The organism is Haloarcula laminariae, from assembly GCF_025457605.1.
Taxonomy (GTDB): Archaea; Halobacteriota; Halobacteria; order Halobacteriales; family Haloarculaceae; genus Haloarcula; species Haloarcula laminariae.
On sequence record NZ_JAMZFY010000001.1, the window covers coordinates 246,482 to 262,103 of the forward strand.

15 protein-coding genes and 2 tRNA genes are annotated in these 15,622 nt (G+C 68.2%); 9 read left to right on the forward strand and 8 right to left on the reverse strand.

Annotated features, from left to right (window positions below; all coding sequences use genetic code 11):
• Positions 1-49 precede the first annotated feature (49 nt).
• A complete protein-coding gene (locus NJQ98_RS01275) occupies positions 50-2,257 on the reverse strand; it encodes an alpha-amylase family glycosyl hydrolase (RefSeq protein WP_262174844.1) in 2,208 nt (735 codons plus the stop codon).
• A 183-nt stretch (positions 2,258-2,440) separates the two neighbouring features.
• On the opposite strand from NJQ98_RS01275, the gene NJQ98_RS01280 reads away from it, so the two are divergent.
• Positions 2,441-3,121 carry a class I SAM-dependent methyltransferase gene (locus NJQ98_RS01280; protein ID WP_262174845.1) on the forward strand — a complete coding sequence of 227 codons (681 nt, stop codon included), beginning with the start codon at positions 2,441-2,443 and terminating at the stop codon, positions 3,119-3,121.
• On the opposite strand, the gene NJQ98_RS01285 is transcribed toward NJQ98_RS01280, so the two are convergent.
• Positions 3,118-3,528: a hypothetical protein gene (locus tag NJQ98_RS01285; RefSeq protein WP_262174847.1), complete on the reverse strand. Its 411-nt coding sequence runs from the start codon at positions 3,526-3,528 to the stop codon at positions 3,118-3,120. The genes NJQ98_RS01280 and NJQ98_RS01285 overlap by 4 nt on opposite strands.
• 164 nt (positions 3,529-3,692) lie before the next feature.
• On the opposite strand from NJQ98_RS01285, the gene NJQ98_RS01290 reads away from it, so the two are divergent.
• Complete coding sequence (locus tag NJQ98_RS01290; protein WP_262174849.1) at positions 3,693-4,688, forward strand: TRM11 family SAM-dependent methyltransferase; 996 nt, start codon at positions 3,693-3,695, stop codon at positions 4,686-4,688.
• A 99-nt stretch (positions 4,689-4,787) separates the two neighbouring features.
• Here the strand turns inward: NJQ98_RS01290 and NJQ98_RS01295 are convergent.
• Positions 4,788-4,861: transfer RNA gene (locus tag NJQ98_RS01295), tRNA-Phe, on the reverse strand.
• A 430-nt stretch (positions 4,862-5,291) separates the two neighbouring features.
• Positions 5,292-5,365 (reverse strand) — tRNA-Val (locus NJQ98_RS01300).
• Between the two features lie 84 nt (positions 5,366-5,449).
• Here NJQ98_RS01300 and NJQ98_RS01305 point away from each other — a divergent pair.
• Together NJQ98_RS01305 and NJQ98_RS01310 are read left to right on the forward strand one after the other, a co-directional pair.
• Positions 5,450-6,007 carry a DUF192 domain-containing protein gene (locus NJQ98_RS01305; RefSeq protein ID WP_262174851.1) on the forward strand — a complete coding sequence of 186 codons (558 nt, stop codon included), beginning with the start codon at positions 5,450-5,452 and terminating at the stop codon, positions 6,005-6,007.
• A 149-nt stretch (positions 6,008-6,156) separates the two neighbouring features.
• Complete coding sequence (locus NJQ98_RS01310) at positions 6,157-8,076, forward strand: ABC transporter ATP-binding protein (protein ID WP_262174854.1); 1,920 nt, start codon at positions 6,157-6,159, stop codon at positions 8,074-8,076.
• 67 nt (positions 8,077-8,143) lie between these two features.
• Here NJQ98_RS01310 and NJQ98_RS01315 read toward each other — a convergent pair whose 3' ends face one another.
• Positions 8,144-8,782: a hypothetical protein gene (locus NJQ98_RS01315; protein ID WP_262174855.1), complete on the reverse strand. Its 639-nt coding sequence runs from the start codon at positions 8,780-8,782 to the stop codon at positions 8,144-8,146.
• Positions 8,783-8,908: 126 nt separating this feature from the next.
• Between NJQ98_RS01315 and NJQ98_RS01320 the strand changes: the two genes are divergently transcribed.
• Positions 8,909-9,817 (forward strand): NAD(P)H-binding protein, encoded by a 909-nt coding sequence (locus tag NJQ98_RS01320; RefSeq protein ID WP_262174858.1) that lies wholly within the window; start codon positions 8,909-8,911, stop codon positions 9,815-9,817.
• Positions 9,818-9,961: 144 nt separating this feature from the next.
• Positions 9,962-10,597, forward strand: a complete 636-nt coding sequence (gene ribE, locus NJQ98_RS01325) for a riboflavin synthase (protein ID WP_262174860.1) — start codon at positions 9,962-9,964, stop codon at positions 10,595-10,597.
• On the opposite strand, the gene NJQ98_RS01330 is transcribed toward ribE, so the two are convergent.
• Positions 10,594-11,625, reverse strand: a complete 1,032-nt coding sequence (locus NJQ98_RS01330; RefSeq protein WP_262174862.1) for a PrsW family intramembrane metalloprotease — start codon at positions 11,623-11,625, stop codon at positions 10,594-10,596. The genes ribE and NJQ98_RS01330 overlap by 4 nt on opposite strands.
• 95 nt (positions 11,626-11,720) lie before the next feature.
• On the opposite strand from NJQ98_RS01330, the gene pdxT reads away from it, so the two are divergent.
• Complete coding sequence (gene pdxT / locus NJQ98_RS01335; protein WP_262174864.1) at positions 11,721-12,314, forward strand: pyridoxal 5'-phosphate synthase glutaminase subunit PdxT; 594 nt, start codon at positions 11,721-11,723, stop codon at positions 12,312-12,314.
• A gap of 49 nt (positions 12,315-12,363) precedes the next feature.
• On the forward strand, positions 12,364-12,657 hold the full coding sequence (gene hisE, locus NJQ98_RS01340) for a phosphoribosyl-ATP diphosphatase (protein ID WP_262174866.1): 294 nt from the start codon (positions 12,364-12,366) through the stop codon (positions 12,655-12,657).
• A 1-nt stretch (position 12,658) separates the two neighbouring features.
• Here the strand turns inward: hisE and NJQ98_RS01345 are convergent, their stop codons facing one another.
• Positions 12,659-12,796, reverse strand: coding sequence for a DUF8595 family protein (locus tag NJQ98_RS01345; RefSeq protein WP_262174868.1), 138 nt, complete (start codon positions 12,794-12,796; stop codon positions 12,659-12,661).
• Between the two features lie 184 nt (positions 12,797-12,980).
• On the opposite strand from NJQ98_RS01345, the gene NJQ98_RS01350 reads away from it, so the two are divergent.
• Complete coding sequence (locus tag NJQ98_RS01350; protein WP_348533565.1) at positions 12,981-13,697, forward strand: hypothetical protein; 717 nt, start codon at positions 12,981-12,983, stop codon at positions 13,695-13,697.
• Here NJQ98_RS01350 and NJQ98_RS01355 read toward each other — a convergent pair.
• Complete coding sequence (locus tag NJQ98_RS01355) at positions 13,657-15,621, reverse strand: DUF7289 family protein (protein WP_262174875.1); 1,965 nt, start codon at positions 15,619-15,621, stop codon at positions 13,657-13,659. The genes NJQ98_RS01350 and NJQ98_RS01355 overlap by 41 nt on opposite strands.
• Position 15,622: the final 1 nt, after the last annotated feature.

A 15,622-nucleotide genomic window follows, 5' to 3' on the forward strand; every position in this document is an offset into this window, starting at 1 on the left:
TTGTCCCCGCTCGCCCGGCGGCGTCACGGCCCTGAGAGGGTACTCGTGCTCACCCTCCCCGGTCGAACAGCGTCGGCGTGTCGAGGACTGCCAGGCGGTCGACTTCGACGGTGACGGCGTCCTCGCTTCGGGCCGCGGCCACGTCGTCCCCGGTGAACTGGTCGGTGGTGTCGACGACCGGGCGGAGGTCTACCCGGCGCGAGTCGGCGGCGAAGTTGACGACGACCACCCGCTTCTCGTCGCCGGCGTCGCGGCCGAAGACGAGCACGTCCTCGGGCCGCTCGGTCCGGTAGGCCGCACGGACCAGGTCGGCCGAGGGCCCGAACGCGGGCGAATCGTGATAGAACGAGACGAGCGCCCGGTAGAAGTCGAGGTGGGCCTCGGGGTAGTCGTCCCAGTTCACGAACGCGCGCTTGTAGGGGTCCCGCTCGATGTCGTCGGCTTTCCCGGGGTCGTCGGCGTAGGGGAGCGCGCGGCGCTCGCCGTACTCGGTGATGAGCCGCTCCTGGCCGTAGTACAGCATCGGGACGCCGGGGAGGGTAAACGCCGCCGCGGCCGCCGCCCGCGCGACCGCCGCCGGCTCCCCGCGGCGGCCCACGGCGGCTTCGTGGGCCAGGCGCGCCTCGTCGTGGTTCTCCGTGGCGTTCAGCAGCCGTGCGTAGCGAGGGAACCCGTCGCGGTCGCGGGCCTCGACGGCGTCGAGCAGGTCGCCGGGCGGGCGCTCGCCGCGGGCGACGGCGTGGGCCGTCTCGGTGAACCCGGTCGTGTCGAAGTGGCAGTCGAACTCCGAGGCCGCGAAGGCGGGCGTCCGGGGGATGGCCTCGTCGAGCAGGAGGAACTCGGCGTCGACGGCACGCACCCGTTCGCGGACCTCCGCCCAGAAGCTATGGGGGACGCCCCAGGCGATGTCACAGCGGAAGCCGTCGACCCGCTCGGCCCAGAACTCGACGGCGGCGAGCAGGTGCTCCCGCAGCGCGACGTTCCCGTGGTTGAGGTTGGGCTGGAGCCGCACGCCGAAGAAGCTCGTCTGTGCCGGCGAGGCGTCGTGGCGGCTGGCCCCCCGCTGGCGGTCGACCCAGTCGAAGTACTTCGAGGACACGTCCCACGACTCGACGTCCGGGAACTGGGACGGCTCCTCGGGCTCGGGCCCGCGCTCGGCGATGGTGTCCTGGAAGAACGGATGGGTCCAGCCGCAGTGGTTCGCGACGAGGTCGAAACAGACCCGGATTCCGTGGTCGTGACACCGGTCGACGAACGCCTCGAAGTCAGCGAGGGTCCCCAGGTCCGGGGCCACGTCGAAGTAGTCCGCCGTGCTGTAGCCGTGCGGGCCGCCCGGCGCCGCGTCGACGGTTGGGCTCCAGGCCGGCACGACGGGCGTCAGCCACACCACGTCGACGCCCAGCCCGTCCAGATAGTCGACCCGCTCGCGGAGCGCCTCGAAGGTGGTCGCCCCCGGCTCGCCCGCGAACGAGCGCGTGAATATCTCGTAGACGACGGCGTCGTCGAGCCACTCGGGCGGTCGGTTGGGCAGGGAAACGGTCTCGGAGTCGGGGTCCAGCACTATCTCGTCGCGGACGCCCACGCGACGGCCGTCGAAGGGCGCCGCGTAGAGGCTCGCCGCGCCGTCCATCGCGGCCGCGGGAATCCGGGCCGTCGACCCCTCGACCGCGATGTCGGCCGCGTCCAGGCCGCTCGCGTCGTGGGGGAGGAACTCCACGTCCAGGTCGGCGTCGACGGCGTGGCTGTCGGACGCGAGTTCGGGGTTCGACGCCACGACGAACTCGTCGGTCGCGTCGTCGTAGTACCCGTCGAGTTCGATACGGGGCGGGCCGCCGCCGGCTGGCCCGCTTGCACCGACGCCGTCGGTCGTCCCGCCGTCCCGCCGGTCGCCGTCGAACACGCGAACTGTCAGCTCGTGAGTCCCGTCGGGGGCGTCGAGTTCGAGGACGTAGGTCCCGGGCTCGTCGGGCTCGAACTCGGCGGTGTTGTGGAGCCCGTGGTCGTACCGGTCGCGGTCGTCGTGGGGCGTCGGCGCGTACTGCACTGTCGCCTCGCTTCCGGCCGGCCGGGCGGCAATCGACCACGCGAACGCGTCGGCGCCGTAGTTCTCCGGGTCCCGCTCGGGCGCGCCCGCTATCGTGGGCGCGAGGTTGTCCCGGTCGAACCCGTGGTCGCCGTCGACGAAGGCCGGGTCGACGATGCGCTGACCGACCTGCATGAACCGCGGCGGTCCGGGCTGGTGGCTGTCGAATCCCATCGGCTGGTGGTATCTGGCCCGGCCCGGAGATGAGCGTTTGGGCTCGCCCCGCCACCCGGTGGGCTCCCGGTCCGGGAGCACCGTCCGCGGACGGTCGGCGATGCTTCCGCCGGTCCCCGGGACGGCCGGCTCCCCGAGATAAGCGTCGCATAACAATACCGTCGATATCACTACGGTGGTACGATGTCACACGCGGACTGGGCGATACAGGACGGCGCCGTCGTCGAGCAGCCCCGCGACATCCAACGCCACCCCCTACTGGCGGCGATTTACGACAGCCACGACGAACTCATCGCGGAGTACCTGCCCGACGGCGAGACGCTCGAACTCGCTTTCGGTCAGCACCTCCACCCGCAGGCCGACGTCGGGACGGAGGCGTGGCGGTCGAACGCGGTCGGCGTCGGGCGGCCGGCCGTCCTCGGGGACGCCCGTTCGCTCCCCTTCGACGACGGCGTGTTCGACGCCGTCGTCGGCCGCCGGTTCCTCCATCACGTCCCCGAAGCGGACCGGCCCGATATCCTGCGGGAGACCCGACGGGTCCTGAAACCGGGCGGGCGGGTCGTCCTCGTGGAGGGGACGCCGGGGCTGTACCGGCGGCTGACGAAAACCGTCGCCTTTCGACTCGGACTGCTGGAGGCGGACAACGACCGTTACGGCCACCTGTCGGAGGCGGCGGTCGCCGGCCTCGTCCGGGACGCCTTCGAGGTGGTCACCAAGCGGACGCTGGGCTCGCCGCTCATGCTCGCAAGCATCGCACAGACCCCGCTCGCGGCGTCGCTGTTTCCGCTGTACCAGCGGACACAGTGTGTCAAGTGGTGGACGTTCGTCGTCGGCCGGAAGCCGGCGGACGACACGACCGACTAGTCGTCGGCCAGGCCGACGTCCTCGACGAGGAACTGGATGTCGTTGTCGCTGCCCTCCTCGGGCGCGAACGGGATTCCGGTCGCCTGGGCGCAGTCGCCTTCGCCGACGTTCTGGGCGGTGAACCCGCCAAACAGCGTCGTCAGCTTCGCCGTCCCGGTCCCGTCGTCGACGATGACCGCGTTGTCCCCGATGGACTGTATCTCGCCCGTGATGCTCGCGCTCTCCCTGTCTTCCGTCGAGGCCTCCGCCGCGGTCGAGGTCGCCCCGCCCTCGTTGACCTCCTCGGCCAGCGTCCCGATTTCGTCTTCGCCCGGCCCACAGCCGCCGCCGAGTATGCCACTGCAACCCGCCACGGACGCGCTGACGCCTGCGGCACCCACGATTTTCAATGTCTTGCGTCGCTTCATTACGATAGGGAAATCTGTACTGTACCGAATAAATTTTTCCCATCACTCGGTTACAGAAACCGAGCCGGACGTACCGGCCACACCCCGTCACTGTCCCGTCCGGCGCTCCGCTCGACTCGTTCAGTGACTACACTTAACCCCGGTGGTGGACACAACAGGGCTGTATGAGCGACGAGTCGCCCAACCACAAGCAAAGCCGTCTGTTCACGACCGAGGACGGCGACTTCGACGAGGACCGGGCGAAAGCGGACGCCCTCCCCGTCGAGGACGGCGAGGTCGTCGACACCGACGAGCTCGCGGACCACCAGCGCTACGTCGAGGACCGGGGCGTCTACGACGAGCGCAACCGGGTCAACGACCTCACCGGCCGGGAGTGGAAGTTCGCGACCAAGTCCGTCATCCCCGAGGGGTACCCGCCCGCCCTCCAGCACGACCTGCGGAGCGAACACGGCGGCCAGAAACCCCCGCGGCTCTGTCTGGCGCTCGTCCAGCGGTTCAGCAAGGCCGGCGACCTCGTCCTCGACCCCTTCGCCGGCGTCGGCGGCACGCTGCTCGGAGCCTCACTCGCCGAGTACGAGGGGACCGGCCGCCGGGACGCCGTCGGCTTCGAAATCAACGACCGCTGGATAGAGCTCTACGAGACGGTCCTCGAACGGGAGAACGCCGAACGCGAGGCCCGTGGTGAAGGACCTCTCGCCGGGCAGGACATGCGCCACGGGGACTGCACCGACCTCGTCGAAGCCGTCGAGACCGACGCCGTCGATCTCCTGCTGACCGACGTGCCCTACTGGGACATGGACAAGGTCGAACAGACCCGCAACGAGGCGGCGACACGGGACAGCAAGCTCGGCGACTTCGACGGCGACGAGCGACAGGCGAAAGCCGACTGGCTCGACGAGATGGAGGCCAACTTCGCGCAGTTCCGACGGGTCGTCCGCGAGGGCGGCTACGTCGCGGTCTTCATCGGCGATATGTACCGCGAGCAGTCCTACAACATGCTCTCGGCCGACCTCGCCGCCCGCATCGAGGCCGCCGGCTACACGCTGAAGGCCAACCTCGTCTGGTACGACCCCTCGAAGGACCTCCACGTCTACGGCTACCCCTTCTCCTTTGTCCCCTCGATGGTCCACCAGAACATTCTCGTCTTCCGGAACGAGTGACTGCTATGTCCTGCAGACAGCCCCCACCGAGACGGAGTACTGTTACCTGTAACTAACTGGTTGAATATCCGCTTCGTTTAGTAGTTGGGTTCAGGAAAATGCCGCCTCCCGGATTTGAACCGGGGACAGCTCGATCTTCAGTCGAGTGCTCTCCCAGTCTGAGCTAAGGCGGCGCATGTCGAGCGAGGACGACGGTGGAAAAAAGGATTTCGATACCCCGCCGCCCTAGGGGAGAAAGAGGTCCGAACTGTCGAAGGCCGCGCCGCAGTCGTCACAGGTGTACTCTGTCCCGTTTTCCGTCGAGACCCGCCCGCTACAGCGGGGACACGTCGACCCGTCTATCATGTGTGTTGGTACCGCGACCCTGGCTAAGTGACTTTCGGCAGGTGACAGCGGGCTGGCGGATTCGAACCGGAGAGAGACTCGCTTCGCTCGTCTCTCAGGGTCTCGAATCCTCGCTGACCATCCGCTCCTCACGTCCGTTCGTCGCAGGATGGGTCCGGGCGGATTCGGACCACGGTCACTCCGCTTTGCTTCGTTCCCTGATTCGAATCCGCCCGGAGAATAGTTTCATCGCTCACGTTCCGTTCGCGGGAGAATATATGGGTCCGGGCGGATTCGAACCACCGACCTCGGCCTTGTAAAGGCCACGTCATAACCGACTAGACCACGGACCCGCGTTCCCAAATTTTCCACCGGTAGGAATAACCCTTTCTCTCTGGGGCGGAACGCTTACCCATCGGCTGGTCCACCCTATAGACATGGCACGCCGAGCGTTCGTCGCCCTCGCCGGGGTCGTCGTCGCACTCGCGGTCGGTGCCCTCGTTATGCAGAGCGGGCTGTGGGTCGATATCGTCGGTGTCGGTGGCTACGAGACGGGGACGGTGACGGTCACCGACAGCGACAATGCGACGCCGTGTACGGCGCCACCGAACCGGACCGCCGTCTCGGCCTGTGACGGGTCGCGGACGCTGGCCACTGTCGACGTGCGTATCGCCGCCAACTACAGCCAGCGCTACACCGGCCTCAGCGACACGGAGTCGCTGGGCCCCGACGAGGGGATGCTGTTCGTCCACGGCGAGGAGGACGTACAGACTTACGTGATGCGGGACATGGACTTCGCGCTGGATATCATCTACATCGACGCTAACAGGACGATTACGACGATTCACCACGCGCCCCCGCCGCCCGAGGGCGAGCGCTACAGCGAGCGCTACTCCGGGCGCGCCAAGTACGTCCTCGAAGTGAATCGCGGATGGGCAAACCGGACCGGCGTGGGCGTGGGCGACACCGTGGAACTGCCCGACGGGGTCGAATGAACGCCCGTTGCGGGTGGCAGTCAACACAGCACTGCAAACAGCCAGAAAGCCCCTTTCAGTTCGGCGCTGTCGCGGTAGCTGTGTGATATCTGTCCGCCCCAGTCTCAGGGCCCGACGCGTATTTGAGGCTCGAACCGCTACCGTCGCTAATGGACATCGAAGCGGCGTCCGACGACGACGCCTTCGAGGACGCCCGCGAGCGGGTCGACCGCCCGATGTGGCGGCTGTTCACGGAGTACGGGCGGGGGCAGCGACTCGCCTTCGTCGTCGGGCTCATCAGCTCGATATTCGCCCGGATGCTCGACCTGCTGCCGCCGCTGCTGCTGGCGCTGGCCATCGACGCCGTCATCGAGGGGAACACGAGCTACAGTCTCCTCCTCGTCCCCGACGCGTGGATTCCCGCGGGGACGACCGGGCAGCTCTGGCTGACGGCGGGGCTCATCGCGGCCTCGTTTGGCTTCGGGGCCGTCTTTCACTACACCCGCAACTGGGGGTGGAACAAGTTCGCCCAGCACGTCCAGCACGCGGTGCGAACGGACACCTACGGGACGATGCAGCGGCTGAACATGGAGTTTTTCGCGGACAAGCAGACCGGCGAGATGATGTCGGTGCTGTCGAACGACGTCAACCGGCTGGAGAAGTTCCTCAACGACGGGCTGAACTCCGCTTCCCGGCTGATAATCATGGTGCTCGGCATCGCCGCCTACCTCTTCTACATCAACTGGCAGCTCGCCCTGGTGGCGCTGTTGCCGGTGCCCATCATCGCCGTGTTCACGAAGTGGTTCATCGAGACCATCCAGCCCAAGTACGCCGACGTGCGCGCCTCGGTCGGTTCGCTGAACTCCCGGCTGGAGAACAACCTGAGCGGCATCCAGATAATCAAGACCGCCAACACGGAGTCCTACGAGGCCGACCGCGTCGAGGACAGCTCACAGGACTACCTCGACGCCAACTGGGACGCCATCGGCACCCGCATCACCTTTTTCCCGGGGTTGCGGCTGGTGTCGGGCCTCGGCTTCGTCGTCACGTTCGTGCTGGGCGGGCTCATCGTCGTCGGACAGGCGCCCGGCTTCTTCACCCTGGAGCTGACGACCGGGGGGTTCGTCGCCTTCATCATCTACACCCAGCGGTTCGTCTGGCCGATGGCCCAGTTCGGCCAGGTCATCAATATGTACCAGCGGGCCTACGCCTCCGCCGAGCGGGTGTTCGGCCTGATGGAGACGCCCGGGCGGCTCAGCGAGGCCGACGACGCGCCGCCCCTGTCGGTCACCGACGGCGCGGTCGCGTACGACGACGTGACCTTCGGCTACGGCGACGACGACCCCGTTCTGGACGACGTCTCCTTCGAGGTCGACGGCGGTGACACCGTCGCCTTGGTCGGCCCCACCGGCGCGGGCAAGTCGACCGTGATGAAGCTGCTCCTGCGGATGTACGACCCCGACGAGGGCGCGGTCCGCATCGACGACCAGGACCTGCGGGACGTACAGATACCCTCAGTCCGGCGGGCCATCGGCTACGTCAGCCAGGAGACGTTCCTCTTCTACGGCACCGTCGAGGACAACATCGCCTACGGGAGCTTCGACGCCACCGACGACGAGATTCGCGCCGCCGCCGAGGCCGCCGAGGCCCACCAGTTCATCCGGAACCTGCCGGACGGCTACGAGACGATGGTCGGCGAGCGCGGCGTCAAGCTGTCGGGCGGCCAGCGCCAGCGCATCGCCATCGCCCGCGCGATGCTGAAAGACCCGGACGTCCTCGTGCTGGACGAGGCCACCAGCGACGTCGACACGGAGACGGAGATGCTCATCCAGCGCTCGCTCGACGAGCTGACCGCCGACCGGACCACCTTCGCCATCGCCCACCGCCTCTCGACCATCAAGGACGCCGACACCATCCTCGTCTTGGAGGGCGGGCGCATCGTCGAGCGGGGGAGCCACGAGGAGCTACTGGCCGCCGACGGGCTCTACGCCAACCTCTGGGCCGTCCAGGCCGGCGAAATCGACGAGCTGCCCGAGGAGTTCGTCGAGCGGGCGATGCAGCGCCGGGCGAAGACGGACGCGGACGATTAACTGACCGACGGGCGAAGCGTTTCCGAGGCGTACGTCATCCGCAGTTGCCGGCGAGCGACGCCGCCAGTCAGCTCCGCAGCGCCTCGTACTGCTTGCCGGCCGCCCGAAGCACGACCTCGCGCAACTGTTCGTCGTCGTCCAGCGACCGTCGCAGATAGAACCAGATGCCGGACTGTACGGCGAGGCCCACGAGGGTGAGGACCCCTCGGAAGAGCGTGGCGGCCGCCAGCAGCCCGGTTTCGAGGCTCGCGGCGGAGTCGAGGAGCGGCGCGCCGAGAGCGACCGTTATCAGCGTCGCGCCCCACGAGGCTGAGACGAGCATGATTATCGCCGTTTCGAGGAACCAGGCGGCGACGATGCCCAGGATGGCGCCGGTGATGACAACCGGGGCGAGGCTGTCGACCGGCGACGACAGCGAGACGCCCGAGAGCGCCATCGCGGCCCAGCCGCCAAACACCGCGCCCGGGACGACGACGATGAAATACCGGTAGAGGGCGGCTATCGCGACGCCGACGAGCGGTGCCGCCACCAGCACGACGAGCGCCCACCGCCCGGGGACGTCGCCGTTGCCGAGCGCGACGATGCCGACGCTCAACCCCAGGAGGAAACCGAGCGCGTACACGCCCTCCCTGAAAAAGAGGAACCCGCCGACGGTCAGCAGCACGCCCACGACGAGCAGTACCACTGCAACAAGTGGTGTGAGCATACCTAGCAAAGTGTAACTATCCAGCATAAAACCTCAGGTTGGGTGCATGAACTGTGAGGGTAAACCGTTCACCGTCGCTACCCGTCCGTGGCTTGCTTTCAAGCCACTGGAGTCCGACTTGGGGGTATGCGAGTCCTCGTCACCGGCGCCTCGGGCTTCGTCGGGAGCCACCTCGTTCCCGAACTGGTCGACCGGGGTCACGACGTCGTCGCGCTGACGCGGGACCCGGCGAGCTACGCCGCGCCCGGGGGCGTCGAGGTGGTCGAGGGCGACGTGCTCGACCCCGAGCTGTCGCTTCCCGCGGCCGACGCGGCCTACTATCTCGTCCACTCGATGGAGGCCGGCGCGGACTTCGAGGCCCGGGACCGACGCGCCGCCCGGAACTTCCGCGAGGCGGTCGACGAGGCGGGCATCGAGCGCATCATCTACCTCGGCGGGCTGGGAAACGAGGACGAGGGCCTCTCCGAACACCTGCAGTCGCGCCGTGAGGTGGAGCGGCTGCTCGGGGACGGCGAGGCCGAACTGACCGCGCTGCGGGCCGCCATCGTCATCGGTGAGGGATCGGCGAGCTTTCAGATAATCCGACAGCTCGCCGCCAGACTCCCGGTGATGGTGACCCCGTCGTGGGTCCGTACCGAGTGCCAGCCAATCTACGTCGACGACGTGGTGGCGTATCTCGCGGGCGTCCTCGAAACGCCCGAAACCGCCGGCGGGACCTACGATGTCGGCGGCCCGGACGTCCTGACATACCAGGAGATACTGACGACGACAGCCCGGATTCTTGTCGGCCGGCGCCCGCTCATCGTCCCCGTCCCCGTCCTCTCGCCGGGGCTGTCGGCCCGCTGGCTCGGGCTGGTGACCGACGTTCCGGTCAGCGTCGCCAAGCCGCTGGTCGACGGGCTCAGCAACCGCGTGGTCGTCACCGACGACAGCATCGACCAGTACGTCCAGCCCGACCTGACCCCCTTCGAGGAGAGCGTTCGGCTCGCGCTGGGAACGGCGCCGACCGCCGAATCGACGCCTATCGAGGCCTGAGACGCTGGCAGCTCTCCCGGCGGTGCCGACGCCGGGTGCCGGAACGGCCCGGCGGGCCCTGTGCTCGACAGCGATGCCGGGGAAGACCGCCGACTCCCTCCCGGAGAGCCAAACCCCTATGCCCGGCAGTTCCCTACCGACGGTATGTTCACCGGTATCGTGGAGGCGACCGGCGAGGTACTGGCAGTGACCGACGACGACGGCGGCCGGCGAATCCGCGTCGGAACGCCGTTTACGGACCTCTCGCACGGCCAGTCTATCAGCATCAGCGGCGCGTGTCTCACCGTCGAGGAGTTCGCCGACGGCGAGTGGGCCGAGTTCTTCCTCGCCCGGGAGACGCTGGCGAAGACGTTCTTCGACGGCCTCGAAGTCAGCGACCGCGTCAATCTGGAACGGGCGATGCCCGCCGACGGCCGCTTCGACGGCCACATCGTCCAGGGCCACGTCGACGCCACGGCCGAGGTAGTGGGTATCGAACGGGAGGGGGATGTTCCCGCGAGCGAAGCGAGCGGGAGCTCGTCGTCCGAGCGAAGCGAGTACGACGGTGACTGGACGTTTTCGTTCTCGCTGCCCGAGGGACAGCGCGAGTACCTCGTCGAGAAGGGCTCTATCACCGTCGACGGTATCAGCCTCACCGTCGCGGCCCGGGGCGACGACCGGTTCGACGTGGCCATCATCCCGACGACCTACCGGGAGACGGCCCTCTCGGAGAAGTCCGTCGGCGACCCCGTCCACCTGGAGGTCGACGTGGTGGCCAAGTACGTCGAACAGCTCTGTTAGCGCTCGAACTCGGGGACGCCCGGCTCGCTCTCGGGGCCCTCGGCGACCTGCGCCCGGTTGTACGCCTGGCGGTAGGCGTCGAGCTTCCGTAACAACAACAGGATGAAGACGCCGTCGTAGACCACGACGAACCCGATGAACGCGATGAACTGGTTGACGCCGTACACCGTCGACAGGACCCCCGTGACTGGCCCCGCGAGCGTGTTGTAGCCGGCGTGGATGACCGCCGCGATGAGCAGCCCCTTCAGCACGATGGGGCCGGCGTCCTCGGGGTTGAACTTCGCCAGCCCGAGGTAGTAGCCCGCAAAGGCCGAGTAGATGACGTGGCCCGGGCCGGCCAGCGCGCGCACCGCCGCGATGCCGCTCCCCGCGTTGATGGCCTGGAAGGTCCCGGTGACCATCTCGGTGTTCTGGACGATATACAGCGCGTTCTCGATGGTGGCAAAGCCGAGCCCGGCCATCGCCCCGTAGACGGCGCCGTCGATGACGGCGTCGAAGCGGTCGTCGCGGAACGCGTACAGCCGCACTGCGAGCAGTTTCACGCTCTCCTCGACGGGCCCGACGATGAGGAAGAAGAAGGCGACCTGGCCGAGGAACGGGACCAGCCCGAAGCCGGAGCCGATGAACTGGACGGGCCCCTGCAACACCGTGTTCAGGATGGCCGCGAACCCGGCAAACAGCACGCCCAGCAGGAAGGTACTGACCAGCAGCGTCAGCGGCTCCTGGGTCGTCACGTCCGCGTAGTAGATGTAGCCCGCGAGCACCAGCGCCGGAATCGCCGACAGCGCCGCGAGCGCGGCAAACAGCGGCTGGACGCCGAGCGCACCGAGGCCCCCGAAAGCTATCTGGACGCCCAGGATGGCGAGAGCGAGCAGGATAACCAGCCCGCGCAACGCCCACTGGCCGGCGTAGTAGAGGAAGTACACCACTCGGTCGAACGTCGACCGGACCTCCCAGTCGGATATCTCGTAAAGGTCCGCTGACCGGTCGGCGTCTCGCTCGACCGGGTCCCGCTGTCGTTCGGCCATACTGTGACGCTCGGGGCCCCGGTACCTAACGGTTTGGCCGCGACAATACTTCCCCGAGGCGAGAGGGTTTTGGGGGGCACAGCCGTACAACCGGTATGAGTCTACGGGCAGGTGTCCTCGCCGTCCAGGGCGACGTCTCCGAACACGCGAGGGCCATCGAGCGGGCCGCGGCGGCCCATAATGAGTCCGCGGAGGTCGTCGAGATACGCGAGGCCGGCCTCGTCCCCGACTGTGACGTACTGTTACTGCCCGGCGGCGAGTCGACGACCATCTCCCGGCTCATCCACCGAGAGGGTATCGCGAGCGAGATAGAGGCACACGTCGCCGACGGTAACCCCGTCCTGGCGACGTGTGCCGGGCTCATCGTCGCCGCCAGCGACGCGCAGGACGACCGCGTCGACACGCTGAACATCGTCGACGCCACCGTCGAGCGCAACGCCTTCGGCCGCCAGAAGGACAGCTTCGAGGCGCCACTGGCCGTGGACGGCTTCGAGGGGTCGTTCCCGGCTGTGTTCATCCGCGCGCCGGTCATCGACTACGTCGGGTCCGACGTGGAGGTGCTGGCCTCGTGGGACGACCGCCCCGTCGCTATCCGGGACGGCCCCGTCGTCGGCACGTCGTTCCACCCGGAACTGACCGAGGACCCCAGGATTCACGACCTGGCGTTCTTCGACGACGTGCAGTCGTAGCCCGCCAGCGTAGCGACGCGCTGAAGGGCGACGGCGCCGACCTCGGGGTATGGACGACACCGACGACGTCATCGACGACGTGTTCGCGGTCATCGAGGACCGCAAGGCGAACCTCCCCGAGGATTCGTATACGACCTCGCTGTTCACGCACGAGAAAGGGGAGAACGCCGTCCTGGAGAAACTCGGCGAGGAGACGACGGAGCTGATTCTGGCCGCCAAGGACGACGACCACGAGGAGCTGGCCCACGAGTCCGCCGACATCGTCTACCACCTGCTCGTCCTGCTCTCGATGAAGGGGATGGACCTCGGGGACCTGCGCGACGAACTGGCCGAGCGGCGGTAGCCTACTCCTCGTCGCGGTTCTCGCTCATGTGCTCCCAGATTTCGGTACAGCCACAGCCGTCCTCGACGTCCTGCAGATGCGCTCGGTCGGCGTCGTCCGCCTTCGATTCCGTCTCGGGCTGCTGGGTCGTCTGTTCCATCGTAGTTACCAGACGTAACTCGGACGTATAACCCTTCCCTGAGACGCCGAACCACGCGTGAACCGCTCTCGCACGCGCCGGCCACGCCGGCTTCGAGCGCGCAGTGCCGTCGTGTGATTTATTGGTTTAGGTACTCGTTACCACGCTCATGAGCACGACAACGGTGCGTGGCACGATAGCGGGGCTGGGACAGCGCGCGAACCCGGCCTTCGCCGTCGGCGTCGTCGCCGTCTCGCTGGCGGCGCTGGCCTACGCGACGACGATGGCATCGATACGGCACCACACCTACGTTCACGTCATGTCGGGCGTCCTCTGGACCGGCACCGACCTCTTTATCGGCGCCATCCTGGGGCCGGTCATCGGCGGGTTAGACGAGGAGGAAAGCGCGGCCGTCTTCGAGCGGCTGACGCCCAAGACTGCCTTCTTCCTGCCGTCGATGGCCTTTCTGACCATCGCTACGGGTATCCCGCTGGCCCTGCGGCTGGGCGTGTTCCCGAACGCGGGGCCGTGGCTCGCGCTCTTCACCCTGGCGAACGTCGTCCCCATCCTGCTGCTGGTGGGGTGGCGGCTCGACGCCTTCGGCGACTGGCGCTGGCAGCTCCCCTTCGCCGTCGGCACCGTCGGTTCGCTTGCCTGGGTCGCCACCACTATCGGCGCCTTCCAGATGACCGAGCCCGCTCTGGTCGTCGCGCTCGCGCTGGTAACGCTGCTGTCGGTCCAGGGCTTTGGCTTCCTGATGCCCGGTGAGATACGCATCTACAAACAGATGGTCTCCCCGTCGCCCGACACCGCCGTCATCTCCGCTATCGGCCAGCAGAACGCCAAGCTCGGCGGCCTGCAGGGGCTCGTCCAGCTCGTTCTCATCGCCGACATGGTGTATCTGCGCTACGGCGGGCTCTGACGCTTCGTTTTACGACGCCAAGAGTCCCCGCCGCTGCCCCCTGAGCCACCGGCTGGACGGTGGCCGGTCGGCACCGTAACCGGCCTCGCGAGCCCCCGCCGCCGGGGTTGTTGACGGTTATCTCCGCCGTGTCGGAGTCGTCGTCGCTGTTTACGGTCGCGGTGTACGGCGAGTTGCTGTGGGCGTTGTTGCGCGTCTGCCACGCCAGCGTTATCGTCGTCGACTCCCCGCTCGCCAGCGTCAGGGTCCGCGTGTCGACGGGGTTGTCCTGCCCGTCGACGTCGAGCGTTACCGTCTGCGTCGCGCTCCCCTCGCCGTTGTTCGTGACCGTCGCCGTCACGCTCGCCGTGTCCCCGGACGTGACGGGCGAGTCGGCGCTCGTTATCCCGACGTCGAAGCTCCCCGCCGCCGGCGGGTCCGCGGGGTCGGTCACGCGGAGTTCGTAGGTCTCCGTCGGCCCCCAGTTCCCGTTACCGTCCCGCGCCCGGACCGAGATCGTGTGGGTGCCGACCGCCCACCCCGACGTGTCCACGACGGCGCTGGCGGTCTCGTCGACCGCGTCGTACTCGCCGTCGTCGGGGCCGAGGGTGAAGCCGGACCCCGGCCCGCCGCCCGGCGGCGCCCGGTCGGACCACCACTCGACGGCGTAGATGTCGGTCCCGCCCCGCTGGAAGTCACTCGCCGACGCGGTGAGGTCGAGTTCCGCGCCCCGGACGACCGACGCCCCGCGATTCGTGCTGACGTTCGTCACCGCGGGGCCGGTGCCGTCCGCGCCCGTCCCCGCGGCGGCGTCGACGGTTATCGTGGCCGTCTCCAGCGCGCCGGGCTCGTCCCCGAACGTCGCCTCGACGGTCGCCGCCCCGCCCTCGGCCGCGTCGTACCGGAACACCGCGTGGCCGTTCTCGTCGGTCGTCCCGTCCACCGGCGTCACCGTTCCGGCGCCGCCGTCGACGGCGGCGTCGACCGTGACGCCGCTGACCGGGTTGTTGTACCGGTCGCGCACCTCGAACACCAGCCGTCGGGCGCCGCCCGGCGCGGGCTCGGCGGCCGACTCTGTCGTGATGTAGTGTGGGCTCGCGTCGGCCGAGCCCGAGCCCAAGCGGACCCGCGCCATCCGGAGGTCGTAGCTCCTGTCGCCCTCCAGCGTTATCGTCACCGTGTCATGGGGGTCGCCGTCGGTGACGGTGATGTTGTCGTAGACGTGGCCGCCGTTTGCCACCAGCTCGTCGGCAAGCAGCGCCCGCCACGCCGACTCGTCGAGCTGGGTCGGGAGCTGCAGTCGGACGGGCCCCTCGCTCTCGACGCTGGTGACCTGCTCGGGGGCGCTGACCGGTTCGACGGCGATGTCGGCGCTGCCGGTCGCGCTCCGGGACAGCGAGCCGTTGACCGTGACCAGCGTGATGCGGCGGCCGTTGATGAGCTGTTCCTCGGTCGCCGGCAGCGTGCGGTTCCCGAAGCGGTCGTAGAGGACGCTGTTTTCCAGCACCGTCGTCGGGCCGTTGTCGTACTCGTTGTAGTCCGGCCGGTAGACGACGTGTCGGGACGTGAACGTCCGGTCGTCGCCGGTCCAGTAGTCGCCGCTCTCCCCGCTCGCGGTCAGGTTCGTCACGCGGACGGTCCCCGGCTGTGTCGTCTCGATAGTCCCGCTCGGGTCCGTGGGGTTCAACAGGAACGGCCGGCGCGGGTACCGCAGTCCCAGCCGCACCGACTCGGAGGTGACGCGACCCGTCGCGGCCGCCGTCCGGACGTCGTCGCGCAGCAGTTCGAGGTCGTTCTGGACGCGCTGGCTGTGGTCGAACTCCTCGCCCTGGTTCCACGACGGGACGGCGCTGACCTGCAGGATGGTCATCAACAGTATCACGAGCGCGAACAGGAGGACGAAGCCGACGACGGCTGACTGCCCCCGGGCGCGACGGTCGCCCATC

What these genes read in the sequence shown, in the direction of transcription:
- NJQ98_RS01275 (WP_262174844.1), bottom strand. Translation starts at nt 2,257, where the DNA reads ATGGGATTCGACAGCCACCAGCCCGGACCGCCGCGGTTCATGCAGGTC.
- NJQ98_RS01280 (WP_262174845.1), top strand. Translation starts at nt 2,441, where the DNA reads ATGTCACACGCGGACTGGGCGATACAGGACGGCGCCGTCGTCGAGCAG.
- NJQ98_RS01285 (WP_262174847.1), bottom strand. Translation starts at nt 3,528, where the DNA reads ATGAAGCGACGCAAGACATTGAAAATCGTGGGTGCCGCAGGCGTCAGC.
- NJQ98_RS01290 (WP_262174849.1), top strand. Translation starts at nt 3,693, where the DNA reads ATGAGCGACGAGTCGCCCAACCACAAGCAAAGCCGTCTGTTCACGACC.
- NJQ98_RS01305 (WP_262174851.1), top strand. Translation starts at nt 5,450, where the DNA reads ATGGCACGCCGAGCGTTCGTCGCCCTCGCCGGGGTCGTCGTCGCACTC.
- NJQ98_RS01310 (WP_262174854.1), top strand. Translation starts at nt 6,157, where the DNA reads ATGGACATCGAAGCGGCGTCCGACGACGACGCCTTCGAGGACGCCCGC.
- NJQ98_RS01315 (WP_262174855.1), bottom strand. Translation starts at nt 8,782, where the DNA reads ATGCTCACACCACTTGTTGCAGTGGTACTGCTCGTCGTGGGCGTGCTG.
- NJQ98_RS01320 (WP_262174858.1), top strand. Translation starts at nt 8,909, where the DNA reads ATGCGAGTCCTCGTCACCGGCGCCTCGGGCTTCGTCGGGAGCCACCTC.
- ribE (WP_262174860.1), top strand. Translation starts at nt 9,962, where the DNA reads ATGTTCACCGGTATCGTGGAGGCGACCGGCGAGGTACTGGCAGTGACC.
- NJQ98_RS01330 (WP_262174862.1), bottom strand. Translation starts at nt 11,625, where the DNA reads ATGGCCGAACGACAGCGGGACCCGGTCGAGCGAGACGCCGACCGGTCA.
- pdxT (WP_262174864.1), top strand. Translation starts at nt 11,721, where the DNA reads ATGAGTCTACGGGCAGGTGTCCTCGCCGTCCAGGGCGACGTCTCCGAA.
- hisE (WP_262174866.1), top strand. Translation starts at nt 12,364, where the DNA reads ATGGACGACACCGACGACGTCATCGACGACGTGTTCGCGGTCATCGAG.
- NJQ98_RS01345 (WP_262174868.1), bottom strand. Translation starts at nt 12,796, where the DNA reads ATGGAACAGACGACCCAGCAGCCCGAGACGGAATCGAAGGCGGACGAC.
- NJQ98_RS01355 (WP_262174875.1), bottom strand. Translation starts at nt 15,621, where the DNA reads ATGGGCGACCGTCGCGCCCGGGGGCAGTCAGCCGTCGTCGGCTTCGTC.